Genomic DNA, 17,052 nt, shown 5'->3' on the forward strand with positions numbered 1-17,052 from the left:
CCTCCCTTAAATAGCTTTTGATTCTTTTCCTTTTTGGAGTATTATTTTTGATATATGACCAGTGAAGTACTGAACAAGTGGACCAGTAAACACGGCTGTAATTATTGTACTTATACCAATGAGTGCTCCAAATAAAAAACCTACAACTACACATGTTATATCTGTGATAACTCTTGCTATAGCAAAAGGTATCTTATGATTACTTACCTTCAGAATGATCAGTGCTATAGTATCATATGGTGCAACCCCAAAATCGGATGCCATGTAGAGGGAAAAACCAAAACCTATAATGATTACAGCTACTAATAATATTAATAATTTTATTGTAAGATTTAGGTCATTTCCCAACATATAAGTATAAATAGATACAAAATAATCTGCGATAAACCCTATACCAATCATACTCACCATTGTTCCAATCCCGATATAGCTTTTAACATAACGGAAGGCAATCGCCACGAGGATTATATTTATTAATAATTGATATACTCCAAACGTCATATTAATGGAACTACTAACACCAAGATTCATCGTTGTAAATGGGTCAGTGCCAAGATTGGATATACGAAATAAGGCAATAGCAAAGCCGACCAAGAAATTACCTATCAGCATCATCATAATTCTAACTAAAAAAAATTTTTTCATTTTGTCCCTCTTTTTATGTCTACCCCGAATAGTTTTTAAAAAAATCGACTAAATGTATTAGTCGATTTTTCCGTTGCTTAGTCATTAAAGATAGATATTTCAGATAGTGCCTTTCTAAGGTTAATAGCATCCCAAGGCAAGTGTTCAGCAATTCCAAGACCTACAATTTCTGCTTTTGTTGAAACATCTTTTAAAATTCGAACTACTTGTGCAAGCGTCATCTCGCCGATTGCAGGCTCAAAATTTTCTAAATATGGTTCAGCAGGTAAAATAGAACGGAAATCTGTCGGTGATAAAACATCTAAATCGAAGTGCACAGCTAAATATTCAATTTGATTCTTTTCGATCCAATCAATAATTAGCTGACTGCTGTCCCTTAACTCATCTGGACCAGCAAATTGTAAATTCAACTCTTTTACTGTTTTTTCTTCTTTATCACCCAGATTCTTCTCTATTAATCCCGCATACATTACGTGGGTTGTTGAGATTGGATTTTTTACTTTCGATGCAAATCGTGGTGCTCCTTTTCCAAGCAAATTGCCTAATACCATTGCATGAACATTTGGCCAATCATTTGGTGTTGAAACGTCGGGATGCGCATCCAACCATAATACCCCCAGCTTCCCTGTATATTTTCCATTTAGATAATCAAAAGGAACTTGATCTATTGAACAATCACCTCCGAAAATAATAACTCTATCAGGTTGCTGTTCGTCTAGAATTCTTGCTGTATCTTCCATTTGCTTAAATAATACTTGCTCTCCAATAACGCCATTTTCAACTTCTAATTTTTTTCCGAAGTCTTTGTCTACTGCCACTTCAAAAGTCTCGCTTGTTTTACTTTTAGGTGCAATATGTGCTAATAATTCAGCTCCAAAAGCATATCTCGGGTCATTACCACCTTGCCATTGTGGTAATAAAATTCTTATTGTTTTTTTACTCATTTTTTATCCACCCTTTCTAAACCTTCAAATAAAGACTCACCATTAGACTCAATTACATTTTTATACCAATCAAAACTTTTCTTCTTGTAACGTTCAAGCGTCCCGCTGCAATCATTGTGTTTATCTACATAAATAAAACCATATCGTTTCTTCATTTCAGAAACAGTATTACTTACAATATCTATTGGCCCCCAGCTTGTATATCCTAGTAGCTCAACACCATCTTTAATTGCTTCAGATACTTGCTGAAGATGCTCCTTCAAGTAATTTATACGGTAATCGTCAATTACTGTGTAACTTCCTTTCTCATCAGGAACTAGTTCATCAACTGCACCTAAACCATTTTCGACAATAAATAATGGTAGCTGATAGCGATCGTAGAATTGATTTAACGCATATCTTAGGCCTTTCGGATCAATCTGCCATCCCCAGTCGCTTGCTTTAAGGTATGGATTTTTCACCGTACTTTTCACATTTCCAAGTTCCTGAATATTTAATTCTGGATCAGCAGTCGCACAGTAACTCATGTAGTAACTGAAAGAAATATAGTCGACAGTATGCTGCTTCATTAATTCTTCATCTTCTTTAGTTACTTCAATGTGGATGTTATTTTCCTTAAAATAACGTTTCATATATCCAGGATATTGTCCACGGGCATGTACATCAGCAAAGAATAATGTTTCCCGGTCACGATTTAATGCTTCTTGTATATCATCTGGATTTGGTGTTAAAGGATAGTATGGACTGTTAGCAACCATACAACCAATTTTAAATTCCGGATTAATTTCATGACCAATTTTTGTAGCTAAAGCACTTGCTACAAACTGGTGATGAATAGCTTGATAAAGAATAGATTTATCAATTTCTTCTGGCTTTCCTTGAATTCCTCCCCCGTTAAAAGGTGCATCTAAGATTACGTTTATTTCATTAAAAGTAAGCCAATACTTTACCTTATCTTTGAAACGAATATAAACTGTTTCTACAAAGTGCTGATAAAAATCAATCATCTTCCGATTGGTCCAACCGCCATATTCAGTTGCTAAATACAGCGGTATTTCAAAGTGGACGAGTGTAACCATAACTTCTATTCCATGTTTATGGAGTTCATCAATAAGATCATCGTAGAATTTTAAACCCTTCTCATTTGGTTCTGTTTCATCGCCATTAGGAAAAATCCTTGCCCACGAAATCGAGATTCTTAAAATCTTAAAACCCATTTCGCCAAATAACGTTATATCTTCTTTATAACGATGATAGAAATCGATAGCTTCCTTTTTTAAATAATTTTCAGGGGGAGGGATGACAACATCACCAAATACCCCATACGGCATTGCGTCACCTGTTGTCCACTTTTTCCCATCTTCTAATGATGCTCCTTCACATTGACTAGCTGCTAAAGCTCCTCCCCAGAGAAAATCCTTAGGGAATCCTGCTTTTAATTCTTTTGCCATTTCTTTTTACCCTCTTTCTTTTTGTCTAAGTTGTAAATGTTTGTTCAATAAGGTAAATAAACATTTCAGTGTGCAGCAACTACCTCAAAAAGTACATCACCTGAATTTGATTCTGTTTTGTTTGAACCTGTTACAAACTCAAAGGCGCTACTATTTGTAATAATCACTGGTGTTGTAGTATCATAGCCAGTTTTTTGGATTTGCTCTATATCAAACTCCAACAGTAAATCACCGGCTTTAACCTCTTGACCATTAGTTACATGTGATATAAAGAATTCACCTTTTAATTCAACAGTATCTAAGCCGACATGTATTAGCAGTTCACAACCATTATTACTTTTTAAGCCAATCGCATGTTTAGTATCAAACACCATTTCAACAACCCCATCAAAAGGTGCAACTGCTTTTCCGATATTTGGACGAATCGCAATACCATCCCCCATCATCTTTTGTGAAAAGACTTTATCATTTACTTGATCAAGTGGTATGACGCTTCCTGATAATGGACTAAAAATCTTCTGCTTCTCTTCGGTTTCTGTTACAGCACGTTTATGATTTTCACTCTTTTTAGTATTTGTAGTTGTATTTTCTTCAGGGATATCATCAAAACCAATTACTAATGTAAGAATAAAGGCCACTACCAAGGAGACAAGACTACTTATTACAAAATAGATAAAGGTTGGACCTAAAAATAACGGAATACCTGCAATAGGACCTGTTCCCATACCAGATGCTTGAACATGAAAGGCACCAGCAATTGCTCCTCCTAAAGCACCACCTATTGATACAGCAATTAAAGGTCTCTTCAGCTTGGTCGTCACGCCAAATAATGCTGGTTCTGTAATTCCTATAAATGCATTTAAAGCAGCAGTACCTGCTAAAGCCTTGAATCCTTTATTTTTGGTTTTTGTGTATACGGCAAAAGTTGCTCCTGCTTGAGCAGAATTAGCTGCAACAAAAAGTGCCATCATATAATCCACACCAAACTTTGATAGTGATTGAACCATAACTGGTGTAAACCCGACATGCATACCTAAGATAACAAGGAATGGATAAACAGCACCTAATACAGCCCCAGCAAGTATGCCAAAGTTTAAGTAAAAATCAATAAATCCTTGACCTATTGAATTTCCAACTATTGTTCCAATCGGACCTAATACAGCTAAAATAATTGGTGCAACAATAAGCACAGTCAATAAAGGAACTAATATTGTTTTTAAAATTTTAGGAATAACATTTGTTAACCATCTTTCTACATAAGACATAAGCCAAACACCTAAAATTATTGGCAGTACACTACTTGCATAACTTGCATTAGTAATAGGAATTCCAATAAACTTCAGTGAACTAGATTCATTCATCATCGTTATTAAGCTAGGATGAACTAAAATACCTGCAATCGCGACAGCAACATAAGGATTACACTTGAATCTTGTTGCTGTGCTGAAGGCCAATAATAGTGGGATAAAATAGAATGCTGAATCTGAAAAAATATTTAAAAATTTATAGATATCACTTTCAGTAGATACAATATTATAGAACATTAAAAATATCATTATTCCTTTAAGTAAGCCTGCTCCAATAATTGCGGGAATAATAGGTGTGAAAATACCAGAAAGTGTATCTAAAAACCGACTAATTAGACTTTCTTTATTGCCCCCCTTGCCTTCACCATTAGAACTTGATGCGTTTACAAGCGGAAGAAAAGCATCATATATTGCATAAACTTTTCCTCCAAGGATTACTTGAAGTTGATTTCCGACTATGTTGACACCCAACACACCAGGCAATATTTGTATATCATTCACTTTAATTACGTTTGTGTCATTTACCGATAAACGTAAACGAGTAACGCAATGAGTAACTCCTTTAATATTACTTTCACCACCGCTAAATCTGAGAATCTCCTCTGCTAGTTGCTTATCATTCATTGTTAATAACCCCCGTTAACCAGTTTGGGAAAGATCTTTATAAAAGCGCTTTTATATTAGTTAGATAATATCGAAAAATAATTCAGAATACATTAGATTTAATGGATATCGGTCCCATAGTTCATAAAAAGCTCTATTTAAAACATCTCCTTTGACACTCCTGGTCCATAATAAAAAGTCATTTGACTAAATCAAATGACTTTTAAAAGTTATCTTTTTCTTTTCTCTTTTCATAATCAATAACGTCTAAGGCATATTCTAAATTGTTGTCAAAATCAGAGATTAAAAGTGCAGAGAACAAAAGATCAAAGATGTAAGTAATGGAAATGAATGGTGTCAGCACCTCCATACTCATGATAAGCTGTTTTGAATTTATCTCTATATATTCATTACATTCCTTTTTCAAGTTATCGGACTCAGCACCACCGATTCCAATAATATAGGTTCCTACTCCCTTAAGATATTTTGCAGTTTTAATCATGGCAGGATTCCCGCCTGTAAAAGATACAATTATCGCCACCCTATTTTTATGTTTTTTAGTAGCCATTATGTAATGTTCATTAATACCTGTTTGTGCTGAACACTCAATACCGATAGAAAGAAACTTAAACATAGCAGCTGTTGCGCAACTATACGTTATTCCCTGACCATAAATATCTATTTTATCTGCTTTTTTTAATTGATTGATAACTCTATTTAATGAGTTATAATTTAACATCATTTTAGTGTTAGTAATTGATTTGTCATACACAGAAGGAACAATATTTACTATCTCCTTAACCGAACTGTTTTTATTAAAAGGTTCCTTTTCTAGAATTTGAATTAGTCTTTCCTTTTCAACTATTTCAAGTTCTAGTTTTCGACGGAATTCATTATAGCTAGAAATTCCTAACTTTTTACAAAACCGAAGAACAGTGGCCTTGCTGGTATACGATCTCTTACCAAGTTCTTCAGCAGTTAATTCAACCGATTCTAAGGCGTGTTCAAGAATATAATTCGCTATTTGTATTTCAGAAGAAGTAAATTCTATTTTATTTTCCAATTGTTCAATAAGCATTCCTTTTTCACTCCCAGGCAGATTATTCACTTTATCTCATTTTACATCAAGGGACCGATTGGTAGAAATTCATATTCACTAGAGCTAAAGATAGTAAGCACAACATAATCTGCAATACTAAAGCCAATATTACAGTTTTTAACAATAGAAAAACAAAGTAACACTGCCAAAAAACCTGCTAAGAGTTGCTTAGCAGGTTTTTTGGCAGAAAATAAAATTTTACTACAAACACATTTTGTACATAATAGATTAGCAATAACAGTTACTAATATTTATGGACAACTATTATTTTTCTAGCTTAAAGCCTATTTCCATTGCCAATTTGATTTCTTCACACATATACCACATATCAGTTATTTGTCCAGCTTCATTAAATTCAAAGATACCCACCTCATCCCACTCTATTCTTTTATAAGTAGCAGGCATTCCAACGAATGTATCTTTATGAGTTACATAATAATGAAATTGTGCAATGACTTTATTTCCTTCTGCAACAATGGAGTTCATTTCCACCTTTTGCTCACTCAATGCACCGTGCAGTACAGCCCAACCTTCTGTCATCCACTCTAAGAAGTTTCCTTTTTTCGGAATTGCATCACCTGTAGCTTCATAAAGTGCGGCAAAGCCAGCTCTATGGGTAACAGCATCCTTTGATACAACTTGACGAACGTAATCTACATCGTTAGTTGGTAAAGCCTCAGTAATAAATTTTCTAACAATTTCTTTATTATTCTCTAGTATATTCAAAATAGTACCTCCTAAATGTCTTTTCTATTTTTAGTAGCGCTCTACGAACCAAATCATAAACCCTATAGTAGGAATAGGGTCAACTGTTTTTTATGTATCCCAATACAGCATACGTTATGTATAGCAATCTCACCTCTTCCCTTCTATTACATCCACCAAAAAAATAAAAAAAGCTCCTACCATACAGTAGGACCTTTTTTACTGATGTATTCTTTTTACTCTCAATTCAATAAGAAATGCCTCTTCTTTTAATGAACTATAATTTGTAGGAAGAGAAACTTCATAAACCTTCCCCTCGGTTTGAATATTATTAGATTCAATATAATGATAGAGCATTTGATAATAATGATTGTACTCATTATTATTCTCTGTTCTATCAAATGCAATACAAACATAATCTCCTGAGGTAATTGTATCTAGGGTCATTGGTGCTTCTATATTTAGACTTTCTTCTGATACTGATGTATAAATAAACTCATAGTTAATGGGAGTATCTTTATATGATTTCAAAGGAAAGATATATCCATACTGATTATCTATGATACATCCCTTCTCTTCTAATACGTTAGCCAACTTTCTAACATAAAGACCTGGACGACCATTATAAGGAGTGAGTGAAACTGTAGGCATAATTAAAACCCGTTCTTCTTTTATCGTACGGTAATAGACTTTTCCTCTTTCTTTCCCGCAAATTTCTAACTGTTCGTTTAGTTGACGTTTTTTCTTCTCTAATATGCATTTTGCATCTTGCAATTTTTTAAACTCATTTTCAATTACAGTCTCTTGCTGTTGTAGAAAGTTTCGCATATCTTGCGGTGTATTTAGGATAATCTGTTTAATTTCTTCTAATGGAGTTTGTATGCTTTTTAAATATTTTATAATATCAAGATAAAAGAATTGACTAATATGATAGTATCTATATCCATTACTCGGATCAGTATAATCCGGTTTAAAAATTCCTAGCCTATCATAGTACCGCAATGTTTGAATAGAAATATTGTTCAGCTTCGCAGTTTCCCCGATTGAAAAATGTTCGTTCATTTTAAAATTCCCTTTCTATCCTCTTTAGAAGCAAATCAACTTAATTCTATAGCTACTTTTCATTTTGTTCTTTTTTGTAATATAAATACAACCATTTAGAAAGTCAATAATTTGTTTCTTTTCACTCTCGTCATTCCCCATATCCTTTTCATATGATTTTTTGCATATTCAACAAATAATTATTGACTCTATTCTTACTATAGAGTTTATACTCTGATACAGATCAAATATTTTTATAAAGGAAGTAGAGTGATAATGATGAATAACAATAGAGTATGTAAGATACTCGGTATAAAATATCCTATCGTGCAAGCTGCCATGAACTGGATTACAAACGCAAACATGGTTGCTGCTGTTTCGAATGCAGGAGGAATGGGAGTATTAGGTCCCAACGCCGGACCAAAGAAAGATGGAGCTAGACAAATTAACAAGGAGGAAAGAATCCGTAATGAAATACGAAAAATTAAATCACTAACGGATAAACCATTTGCGGTAAATATTATCCTACCTGAAGAAGGAATGGACGATAACGGATTTTATGTTCGAACTACTCTCCATGTAGCTTTTGATGAGGGTGTTAAATATTTTGTAACAGTTGGAAATGTAAATCGTCAAGTATTTAAAGAGATCAAGAATCAAGGAGGTGTAATAATCCATCGTGAATTAACTCCTACAACTGAAGCTGCAAGAATTGCCGAAGAAGCAGGCGCTGATATCATTATAGCTACAGGTTATGATGAAGGTGGTGTTATTCCGCAACAAGCAATTGGAACATTTTCCATTGTTCCAACTATTGTAGATTCAGTTGATATACCCGTAATTGCTACAGGTGGAATTAATGATATCCGTGGTGTGAGAGCAGCTTTTGCTCTTGGAGCTGTAGGCGTTTATGTGGGTACTCGATTTATTGTTTCCAATGAATGCCCTGCTTCAGATACAACAAAGCAACAAATTATTCATTCAAAAGGTACTGACCTTCTTTCAGTTTCTGCCAACCAACGTTCCATACCTAATGAAGCAGCTCAAGAATACGAGAATTTGTACAAAAATGGGTTACCTTCTGATCTAGTGAATAAAAAAATAAGTGAAGACGGTGGCATTCGCACTGGAATGCTAGAAGGGAAAATGGATGCGGGGATTGTTTCTGTAAATACCGCTATTGATCTCATTAAGGATGTAAAGACATGCGAAGATATAGTCAAGGAATTAATGGCTGACTTTATTAAGTAAAGGCATTTAGGAACCACAATCATATTATCTTCAAGTAAAAGCTGGAACTGGTAAAATCCTTAGGATATATCATCGGTTTTTACCAGTTTTTTAAGATTTTTTATTGAACACTAACTTACGTCTTATATATACGAAATGCTTGCCTGGTTATCACATAAGAAAAAGTGTCCCCTAAAATACTTGATTACCTTACCGCTTGAAGCACAAATAAACTGGCTGCATTTCTAAAAAAGACTATTGCCTAGCAGCCATCCCTCCAATTTTCCACAAATATTTAGGAATCTTTAATTTTTTGGGCTTTAGTACAGAGCATATTCTGAATACATTTGGAAATATTATGATGGAGGTGAATTTTTATGGAAAAATCAGCCCTTACTTCTTCTGAAATAGGTTCCTTATGGGCAGAGTATATAAATGGAACAGCCACAAATATTATTAATAAGTATATGTTTTCCATTATAGAAGATAAAGCAATAAAGGAACTATTTAATATCGCTATTAAGACATTGGGCCAACAAAAAAACGAAATTGGTAATTTCCTCGTTAAAGAAGGATTTCCTGTTCCCATTGGATTTAATGAAACTGACTTATATCTTGGAAAACAGAAATTGTTTTCAGATGCATTTTGCCTAAATTATTTACACATCATGACTATACATGGAACTTTAGGGCATAACACAGCACTATGTATTTCAGTCAGAAAAGATTTGAGAACTTTTTACGATTCATGTAGTACTGCAGGAAATAAAATGTATCATAAAACAATTGAGTTATTACTTGAGAAAGGTTTATTTCAAAGGGATCCACTATACTATTCGTACGAACACCCAACTTTTATTAGCAGTAAAGATTTTAGTGATGGTTTTTTGGGAAAAGGTAGAATGCTTGCCGCTACAGAAATTGTAAGTCTTTCCTTGAACCTTAAGAAAAGTATAATGGCTAAAACTCTTTCCATTGCATTCTCACAGGTAGCAGAATCTAAAGAAGTAAGAAAATTTCTAACTGAGTCAGAAAAGACAGCAGATGGCCAAATAAAAGCATTAGCAAAAATACTTCAAGCGGATAATTTACCCGTTCCAAAATCATTGGAAACAGAAGTTACCACCTCTACTGACTCACCATTTTCAGATAAGTTAATGCTTTTCCATATGGGTTTTTTATTTCAAGCTGCCCAAAATTATCATGGCGCTGGCTTGGCTTCAGCCATGAGAACAGATCTTGTAGCCACTTATGAGAAGACTATTCTACAAAATCTTTTAGTTACCAAAAATTGGTTTGATCTTATGGTGAAAAATAAATGGTTAGAACAACCACCACTTGCACCTAATAGGAACGAAATTGCTAAAAAGAATTAACAAACTCTTGCCCTTCCATATTGGTAGGGCAAGAGTTTATTAATTCTTCTTTCACTAAACTGCCCAGAATGCGACATTTGGACAATTTATTCCATGAATACTGTAAATTAAAGCAAAAAAAAGTGTTAACACTGCTCTGTTTAATGCTCCCCTTAGGTCTATTTGTTTATCCTTATTGAGAGAATTTCCGCAAGTATCTCAAATTATAACACCCGATAGCAATCGTTCCTTACTCAAATAATTGGACGTTCGGCTCACGCTTCAATACATGTACGATTAATGAGTGTAACTGTGCACGGTGATGAAATAGATGAGCCTGTGTATCCAACAGCCATTCGTATCTAGAATGTTTTACTCCAAAAAAAGAAGTGGTTTCACGTAACAACTCCTCTTCCCGTAATGATGTTACGCCTTCCTTTAAATAATTAAAATTGTTAATAAGGGCTTCCTTTATTGCTAATTTAGTAGCTTCTGGTTCAGAATCTACATAGAAATGGTCTAATTCCTCTTCTGAAGCACCAGCACCGATTAAAAAATCTGCTTTGCATAAAACAGATATATGTGAAAGTAGCTCACCAATTGACCATTTACCAGCAGTCGGCCTTATATTCAGTTCTTCCTCACTTATAGTGTCTATTAACTTAATTATAGAGTTAACAGCCAATTCCATTTGTTTGATAACACCATTGCTGTAAACGTTCATATTAATATATATCCCCCTTTTTTCACCTATTTTAATTTATTCAAGAAAGGTATACATTAATCCTGTTGGCTACATGTTTAACCTATTAAAAATACTTTTTTACGTTTGATGCTACCCCATTTTCACGAACTGAAATTATCTATTTTTTAAGAAAGATGAACCTCCTATCGTAAAAAACTCAACAAGTTAAAATTACATCTAAGTTACCTTGTTAAACTAAATTCCCTGTTAGCCTTTGTCTCCTGTACATAGTTCGCAACTTAAATTAATATAGAGATACATAGAATTATCAGTTCTACAAAAATGAAGGTTTATTTTTTAAACAAACGAATGGAGATTATCAGTTAGTTTAAATCAATAATAGCTTTGTGGGATGATTCTCTTAAATACGCAGTTTCACGTAGAAATGAGCGTTATCCTCTAAAATAAACGTTAATCCTTCTTAGAATAAAATTGAATATAATAAAAAAGAGTCTAATCCTTTATATACCAAGGGATTAGACTCTTTTTCAACCAAAATTATTAAGCGTTAATAAGAATTTAACGAGACTTACAGATTTTATATTTCTTGTTTATACTTCTTCTCTTGTCTGTTAATTAAACTACATACTATTATTATGCAAGTAATTTTTTACCTTTTTGGTCGTTTTGTTGCTAAATTTATCTGGTAGCAATTAAGCTTCTTGAAATACGAATATACTTTTACTTTTTTATCTGGCACAAGGCGATAATAATATTAAATATAATCTATAGGGGCGTGTCAGATTAATTTTGGATATATAGGATTTTCCTCTAATTCAACTATAGCCTAAATATATTATTTTACAAATTTTCCTTTAATACAGAAATGCTGCCAAGTTTGTTCCAAAATATTTGCATTTTACCTTTATCCACAGAGAGAAAGACTTTTAATAAGAAAGGGATTAATAATGTTTACTACCTTTAGCAATAAATCTTGTTACTTTTTTGACCATACTCATAGTAATCTTTGGTGTAACACCTTGAATCCAGTCTTCATTGAATTTACCATTCCAGTCATTATCGAGACTTCTCAATAGATTAAAGTCAAAAATTTTTTCCCACGAATCTTCAGTAGGATAACTCTCCTCATCCTCTAAATATCTTTCCCATTCGTCCTCTGACTCTGTAATTGGACCATTATTAAGTACAAAATGCCAATGATCAAAGTCAGACCATAAAATTTTATCTTCAGGTATTTCTAAAGTAAGTATTACTCCTTTTATCCCTTTACTAAGCAAAGCATGTTCATTTCTATTAACTTTTCTCTTCCAAACCCAAATAGGGTAGTCCTTTCCGTTGTATCCTTCAATCTTCTTTTCCATTTGCTTCATCATCCATTGGTAAGGTTTCTTAAAGTCTTCCCAAACGAACTTCTCATCACCGATTAAATATCCTTGTTCCCTCATTCGGTAATATGTTTCTAACCGTTGTACTGTATAAACTTTCATATTACACCAACCTTACATCTCTTTTCCCATCATTATTTTTCTACGTTTCATTATTTTAGCTTTAATGCTTGTTCTGTGTCTATTACTATCAATGATTAGGTAAATTTCCACTGCAAACTCGTACTAAAAAAGAAAGGAATTTTTTAATCATAATTGTTTTTTTAATTCGTACTAATATTTTATGGGCTGACATTTTATCCTAATTAATGATTGGGTTGATTAAGCGTAGTTATTCCTTTCGTATTAGGAGGAAAAAATTAGATTCAAAATTATCCGGTCTATTATAATTCTAGTTAAACTAACGTCCCTGTTAGTTTAAGAAGAGAAGTTATATGTGTTTCCTGACCCCATTAACACAATTCCTCAATCTAACGCCAAAGTTATAATGACATACCCTTTTCGTGCCCCTTTTCCATGTAGCGGTGAGCTTCAGCAACTTGTTCCAATGGATATCATATAACCATCATCATAAAGCTCTTTAGGGAATTTAGATTAGACTTGTTCTTCATGAGCCCTGCAGTCCCGTTTACAGCTAATTTAAATTCAAGTTATTTACAGCAACCCTTCGAACTTCACATCATACAGATATTTCAACTGTTTCTCCATAACCTTGGCTGGTATATGAGGAAATAGTGAATCTCGAAGAGATACTGAAACGCGGTTATTCAACTGTGCAACCCTTCCAATTCGGTTTGACATTTTTGTAATTAGACTGGTCCGCCCAATTCGTTCGTCTTCATATCTTTTCAATGCCTCTTTAATTGTAGCACTCCGTTTTAAGTGTCCTGCGAGAATAACTGCATCTTCAATAGACTGTCCGGCCCCTTGCCCCATATTGGGCGTCATGGCATGAGCCGAGTCACCGAGCAGAACAATGTTTCCAAATGCAAAGCGCTCGATTGGTGGCAAATCATAAATATCATGGTGGAGAAATTGGTGAACAGACGATTGCGCCAGTATGCCAGGGATTGGCTCGTGGTAGCCTTCAAAAATCTTGAGTAAATTCTGCACAGTAAAAGTTTTAAATTGAGGTTCATCTACTTTGGCATTAACACATGCAAACCAATAGATTCGGTTGTCCGGCAAAGGAACCAAGCCGAAGCGTCCCTTACGACCCCAAGTTTCTGTAAATAATTTCGAGTCATATTCCTTCAAATTTGGACCTGTCTGGACAACCGCCCTCCAACAGGTATATCCTGCATACCGTGGTTTTGCATTAGGTAGCAGTGTCTCACGAATGGTGGAGTGAATGCCGTCCGCAGCGATTAGCAAATCTCCTTCCTCCGATGAACCGTCTTCAAACTCTACTGTCACCCCAAAAGCATTTTGTTCAAAACTCCTACAAGTCTTTCCAGTATGGACAAGTTGCTCTTGACCTAAAGCTCTCATTAGCAATTCCAGGAGCTTTCCACGCTCAATCGCCACATTGTCAATTCCATACTTGGGGCTTATTAACGCTGTCTCCTTCCGTTGCAGGACTTTCCCAGTGGGTGTTAGGATACGAAGTTCCTCCAATACCTTCCCTTCCCGAACAACCTGGTCACCTACACCTAACTCCTGCAATGCCCGGACAGCATTCGCGCTAATTGCAAGACCTGCACCTGAGAAACGTACTTCATCCTTGCTTTCAAAAACGTTCACGTCAATCCCTATTTTCCGAAGAGCAATAGCTGTGCTAAGTCCTCCTATGCCTGCGCCTATGATAATTGCTTTCATGGTATCACCGCTCTCATCTTCATTTTAATTAACCTACTAGCAAGTTCTTTATAAGGTGTAAAAATAGTGTTCAATAACCATGTTTGTGGATTTCTACTGATAATTCACCTTTCATTAAAAATAACCGAAATTACTTGTTGCACCAGTATAACCGACAGATTATCAACCATCTCTGGGTATTCTTTTAAGATTCCATCAACTAATCCCTATAAAGCTTGTAATGAAATAATTTCTCCTAAACTTAGAAATGTTCTTGTATTGCTTTTCTTTAACCTCTTATAACTCTAAACAATTACTTCTATGCTATTTTCAAAAGAAAAATACTCAATTTTCTTTTATTCGGTAAAATGGAGTTATTCTCTTTGCCATTTAAGGTATCCTGCCTAATTTATGCCTTTAAAGAAAGTATTTATATATCAAAGAGTTCCAATTAATCACCTCTCCTATCTAATCTTTTAATTAGTCTTTTATTCGTGTCTACTTCAAAAAAAATATAGTTGAAGATCCCTGTTATAAAACTTATCGTTTAATCTCCGTCATTCTTTAAATATATATCACACTCGCTTATTCTACTTATGGTAGGTTCACTGCATTGTGCATATCACAAAAAACGGGGGGAGCTGTTGCTACAGCTCCCCCCTCTTCCCTAATATACCTTCTTTATCATCTCCAACACCTCATCCAAGGTAAGGCCGAAGGATTTGTAGTAGGAGGTATCGAGAACCATTTGATTAAGAATCATTTCATTACGAATTTGCATTTTTATATCATTGGATAGTTCGGCGACAAAACAACCCTTTCCCTTTATGGTATGGATCAACCCGCATCTTTCTAGTTCTTCCCAAGCCTTTTTAACGGTAATCACACTGATGGTAAGCTCCTTAGCTGCTTGTCGGATCGGTGGGAGACAATAGCCGTTTTCCAACTCTCCTTTTAGAATCTGAGAGCTAATTTGCTCATAAAGCTGCTGATAAATTGGTTTGTCAGATGCGTTCGAGATTGCGATGTTCATTAAATTTCCACTCGAAGGAATCGTTTGACCGCAAGCCGATAGGCGATGAAGGAGAGCAACGCAAAGACCAAAATTCCAGCAATTAAAATGAATGTTTGAAGCGTCATTTCTTGTGCATCGGTTCCATAGAAAATACCATTCAATATAGGATTTTGAATGCCAAGCCATTGCGAGATTCCGGCGAAAAGCATGGCGGCCGTAACAGCTGCGCACAGCGCAAAGCCAAATCTATAAGCCGTCTTATAAAACATCGGAATAAAGATGATGTTAAAAATTGCAAGCATGATAAGGTTTAAGCCCCAGAAACCCATATTTGGTGGGAAGAAATAATAGGTTACATTTGGATATAAAATCAGGGAAACGGAACCGAAAATCGCCGCAGTCACAATATGCAACAGCTCTAAGCCGACGATAACGATTATCCTTGCCTTTACCATATCTTTTTTGGCAACGGGTAACACGGACGTAAACATCAAATCGTTTTGCGCTTTAAATTGGTTGAACACATTCGGAATCGTAATCCAGCAGAAATATAGCAGGACAATAAAGTAAATCCAACCCGGAATGAGCATTAAAGCACCAAACAAGAAAGGAAACAGGAAAAAAAAGGGTGGGACAGCCAATCTAACATCTTTCATCACCAGATTATACATACACAACCTCCTTCTTCGCAAAATAAACCATAATCTCCTCAAGGCTCGGTGTTACTGCCTTCATGTTCCATGAGAAATCGTAGTCTTTTGCAAGAATCAAACCCGTAAATCCAAATGAATTTATCTTATAGGAGATCAATCTGTCCTTCACTTGGTGCAGTTGAGTTGTGGCACCATTTAGAATAAGATAAGACTCTTTAAACTCTTCCTTCTCACCACTGCGGACGATTTGCCCATTTTCAATGAAGGTTATAAAATCAGCGCATTTCTCTAAATCTGTAGTAATATGGGTCGAGAACAAAATACTAATTTCTCCGTCAGCGACGAGTCCTTGGAAGATATCCAACAATTCGTCCCTTGCAACCGGGTCAAGCCCGCTGGTCGGTTCGTCAAGAATAAGAAGTTTTGCCCCATGGGATAAGGCAATGGCAATACTGTATTTCACCTTCATTCCCATCGATAGTTCGGCAATCCTTTTGTTTTCATCCAACTTGAATTTCCGAAGGTAATTGCTGTACGTTTCATTATCCCAATTGGCATAGAACCTCTTAATTACATCAGTCAAGGCCTTTACTTTGCTTCGGGTATAAAAGTCTACGCCGCCCATGGCATATCCAATTTCCTGCTTCAACTCAAGTTCGTACTCAACCATATTTTTCCCCAATATGTGAATTTCCCCGCTATCCATGTGGGTCATATTCAAAATTGATTTTATCGTCGTGGTCTTCCCTGCGCCGTTAGCACCGATAAAACCCATAATATAGCCTTTCTCCAGTTGGAATGATACGTTTTTAAGTTGAAAGTTTTGGTAACTCTTATTTACGTTTCGAATGTCCAATGCAAGCACTCTATACATCCCTCCTCATTAAATTGTGATTATCGTGTATACACAATATATCTAATATAAATGATTCTGTCAATACCTACCATGAGATTGCTCACTTCTAAAAAGAAATAACCACCCTACAGGTGGTCATTAAAACAGTTTATTTAACTAAGGAACCAAAATACAGTGCTATTACATAAATGCAAAGAAACCTTTGTCTTTAAACTTTAATATCAAATAAAGAATAGCCTTTATTAATACAAGTATATATA

Annotated in this window: 15 protein-coding genes; 2 read left to right on the top strand and 13 right to left on the bottom strand. The window is 35.0% G+C overall.

Translation table 11 applies throughout. From position 1 onward, the window contains the following. Positions 1 to 6: 6 nt before the first annotated feature. From LXM54_RS23360 to LXM54_RS23390, 7 genes are all read right to left on the bottom strand, one after another. The gene (locus LXM54_RS23360) at positions 7 to 645 is read right to left on the bottom strand and encodes a YczE/YyaS/YitT family protein (RefSeq protein WP_233317953.1); all 639 of its coding nucleotides are present in this window, start codon (positions 643 to 645) and stop codon (positions 7 to 9) included. A 77-nt stretch (positions 646 to 722) separates the two neighbouring features. Continuing rightward, positions 723 to 1,589 (bottom strand): arginase family protein, encoded by an 867-nt coding sequence (locus tag LXM54_RS23365; RefSeq protein WP_233317956.1) that lies wholly within the window; start codon positions 1,587 to 1,589, stop codon positions 723 to 725. Then, entirely contained in the window at positions 1,586 to 3,040 is a 1,455-nt protein-coding gene (locus LXM54_RS23370; protein WP_233317958.1) for a glycoside hydrolase family 1 protein, read from the bottom strand. Before LXM54_RS23370 ends, LXM54_RS23365 begins: the two co-directional genes overlap by 4 nt. 65 nt (positions 3,041 to 3,105) lie before the next feature. After that, complete coding sequence (locus LXM54_RS23375; protein WP_233317961.1) at positions 3,106 to 4,971, bottom strand: beta-glucoside-specific PTS transporter subunit IIABC; 1,866 nt, start codon at positions 4,969 to 4,971, stop codon at positions 3,106 to 3,108. A gap of 202 nt (positions 4,972 to 5,173) precedes the next feature. After that, positions 5,174 to 6,028: a MurR/RpiR family transcriptional regulator gene (locus LXM54_RS23380; protein ID WP_233317964.1), complete on the bottom strand. Its 855-nt coding sequence runs from the start codon at positions 6,026 to 6,028 to the stop codon at positions 5,174 to 5,176. A 285-nt stretch (positions 6,029 to 6,313) separates the two neighbouring features. Beyond that, a complete protein-coding gene (locus tag LXM54_RS23385) occupies positions 6,314 to 6,775 on the bottom strand; it encodes an ester cyclase (RefSeq protein WP_233317966.1) in 462 nt (153 codons plus the stop codon). A gap of 198 nt (positions 6,776 to 6,973) precedes the next feature. Further along, positions 6,974 to 7,816 (bottom strand): MerR family transcriptional regulator, encoded by an 843-nt coding sequence (locus tag LXM54_RS23390; RefSeq protein ID WP_233317968.1) that lies wholly within the window; start codon positions 7,814 to 7,816, stop codon positions 6,974 to 6,976. A gap of 255 nt (positions 7,817 to 8,071) precedes the next feature. On the opposite strand from LXM54_RS23390, the gene LXM54_RS23395 reads away from it, so the two are divergent. Together LXM54_RS23395 and LXM54_RS23400 are read left to right on the top strand one after the other, a co-directional pair. After that, a complete protein-coding gene (locus tag LXM54_RS23395) occupies positions 8,072 to 9,046 on the top strand; it encodes an NAD(P)H-dependent flavin oxidoreductase (RefSeq protein WP_233317971.1) in 975 nt (324 codons plus the stop codon). Positions 9,047 to 9,402: 356 nt separating this feature from the next. Continuing rightward, a complete protein-coding gene (locus LXM54_RS23400; protein WP_233317973.1) occupies positions 9,403 to 10,401 on the top strand; it encodes a DUF3231 family protein in 999 nt (332 codons plus the stop codon). Between the two features lie 229 nt (positions 10,402 to 10,630). Here the strand turns inward: LXM54_RS23400 and LXM54_RS23405 are convergent, their stop codons facing one another. The 6 genes from LXM54_RS23405 to LXM54_RS23430 form a co-directional block, all read right to left on the bottom strand. Next, the gene (locus LXM54_RS23405) at positions 10,631 to 11,104 is read right to left on the bottom strand and encodes a DinB family protein (RefSeq protein WP_233317975.1); all 474 of its coding nucleotides are present in this window, start codon (positions 11,102 to 11,104) and stop codon (positions 10,631 to 10,633) included. A 923-nt stretch (positions 11,105 to 12,027) separates the two neighbouring features. Next, positions 12,028 to 12,573, bottom strand: coding sequence for a DUF3841 domain-containing protein (locus LXM54_RS23410; protein WP_233317978.1), 546 nt, complete (start codon positions 12,571 to 12,573; stop codon positions 12,028 to 12,030). Positions 12,574 to 13,125: 552 nt separating this feature from the next. Beyond that, a complete protein-coding gene (locus LXM54_RS23415; protein ID WP_233317980.1) occupies positions 13,126 to 14,289 on the bottom strand; it encodes an FAD-dependent monooxygenase in 1,164 nt (387 codons plus the stop codon). Positions 14,290 to 14,935: 646 nt separating this feature from the next. Beyond that, positions 14,936 to 15,301 (bottom strand): GntR family transcriptional regulator, encoded by a 366-nt coding sequence (locus tag LXM54_RS23420; RefSeq protein ID WP_233317983.1) that lies wholly within the window; start codon positions 15,299 to 15,301, stop codon positions 14,936 to 14,938. Beyond that, positions 15,301 to 15,954, bottom strand: a complete 654-nt coding sequence (locus LXM54_RS23425) for an ABC-2 transporter permease (RefSeq protein ID WP_233317985.1) — start codon at positions 15,952 to 15,954, stop codon at positions 15,301 to 15,303. Before LXM54_RS23425 ends, LXM54_RS23420 begins: the two co-directional genes overlap by 1 nt. After that, complete coding sequence (locus tag LXM54_RS23430) at positions 15,947 to 16,801, bottom strand: ABC transporter ATP-binding protein (RefSeq protein WP_325169595.1); 855 nt, start codon at positions 16,799 to 16,801, stop codon at positions 15,947 to 15,949. Before LXM54_RS23430 ends, LXM54_RS23425 begins: the two co-directional genes overlap by 8 nt. Positions 16,802 to 17,052 lie beyond the last annotated feature (251 nt).

Origin of the sequence: Bacillus sp. Au-Bac7, assembly GCF_021341655.1 — a bacterium.
Classification (GTDB): domain Bacteria; phylum Bacillota; class Bacilli; order Bacillales; family Cytobacillaceae; genus Niallia.

What these genes read in the sequence shown, in the direction of transcription:
- LXM54_RS23360 (WP_233317953.1), bottom strand. Translation starts at nt 645, where the DNA reads ATGAAAAAATTTTTTTTAGTTAGAATTATGATGATGCTGATAGGTAAT.
- LXM54_RS23365 (WP_233317956.1), bottom strand. Translation starts at nt 1,589, where the DNA reads ATGAGTAAAAAAACAATAAGAATTTTATTACCACAATGGCAAGGTGGT.
- LXM54_RS23370 (WP_233317958.1), bottom strand. Translation starts at nt 3,040, where the DNA reads ATGGCAAAAGAATTAAAAGCAGGATTCCCTAAGGATTTTCTCTGGGGA.
- LXM54_RS23375 (WP_233317961.1), bottom strand. Translation starts at nt 4,971, where the DNA reads ATGAATGATAAGCAACTAGCAGAGGAGATTCTCAGATTTAGCGGTGGT.
- LXM54_RS23380 (WP_233317964.1), bottom strand. Translation starts at nt 6,028, where the DNA reads ATGCTTATTGAACAATTGGAAAATAAAATAGAATTTACTTCTTCTGAA.
- LXM54_RS23390 (WP_233317968.1), bottom strand. Translation starts at nt 7,816, where the DNA reads ATGAACGAACATTTTTCAATCGGGGAAACTGCGAAGCTGAACAATATT.
- LXM54_RS23395 (WP_233317971.1), top strand. Translation starts at nt 8,072, where the DNA reads ATGATGAATAACAATAGAGTATGTAAGATACTCGGTATAAAATATCCT.
- LXM54_RS23400 (WP_233317973.1), top strand. Translation starts at nt 9,403, where the DNA reads ATGGAAAAATCAGCCCTTACTTCTTCTGAAATAGGTTCCTTATGGGCA.
- LXM54_RS23405 (WP_233317975.1), bottom strand. Translation starts at nt 11,104, where the DNA reads ATGAACGTTTACAGCAATGGTGTTATCAAACAAATGGAATTGGCTGTT.
- LXM54_RS23410 (WP_233317978.1), bottom strand. Translation starts at nt 12,573, where the DNA reads ATGAAAGTTTATACAGTACAACGGTTAGAAACATATTACCGAATGAGG.
- LXM54_RS23415 (WP_233317980.1), bottom strand. Translation starts at nt 14,289, where the DNA reads ATGAAAGCAATTATCATAGGCGCAGGCATAGGAGGACTTAGCACAGCT.
- LXM54_RS23420 (WP_233317983.1), bottom strand. Translation starts at nt 15,301, where the DNA reads ATGAACATCGCAATCTCGAACGCATCTGACAAACCAATTTATCAGCAG.
- LXM54_RS23425 (WP_233317985.1), bottom strand. Translation starts at nt 15,954, where the DNA reads ATGTATAATCTGGTGATGAAAGATGTTAGATTGGCTGTCCCACCCTTT.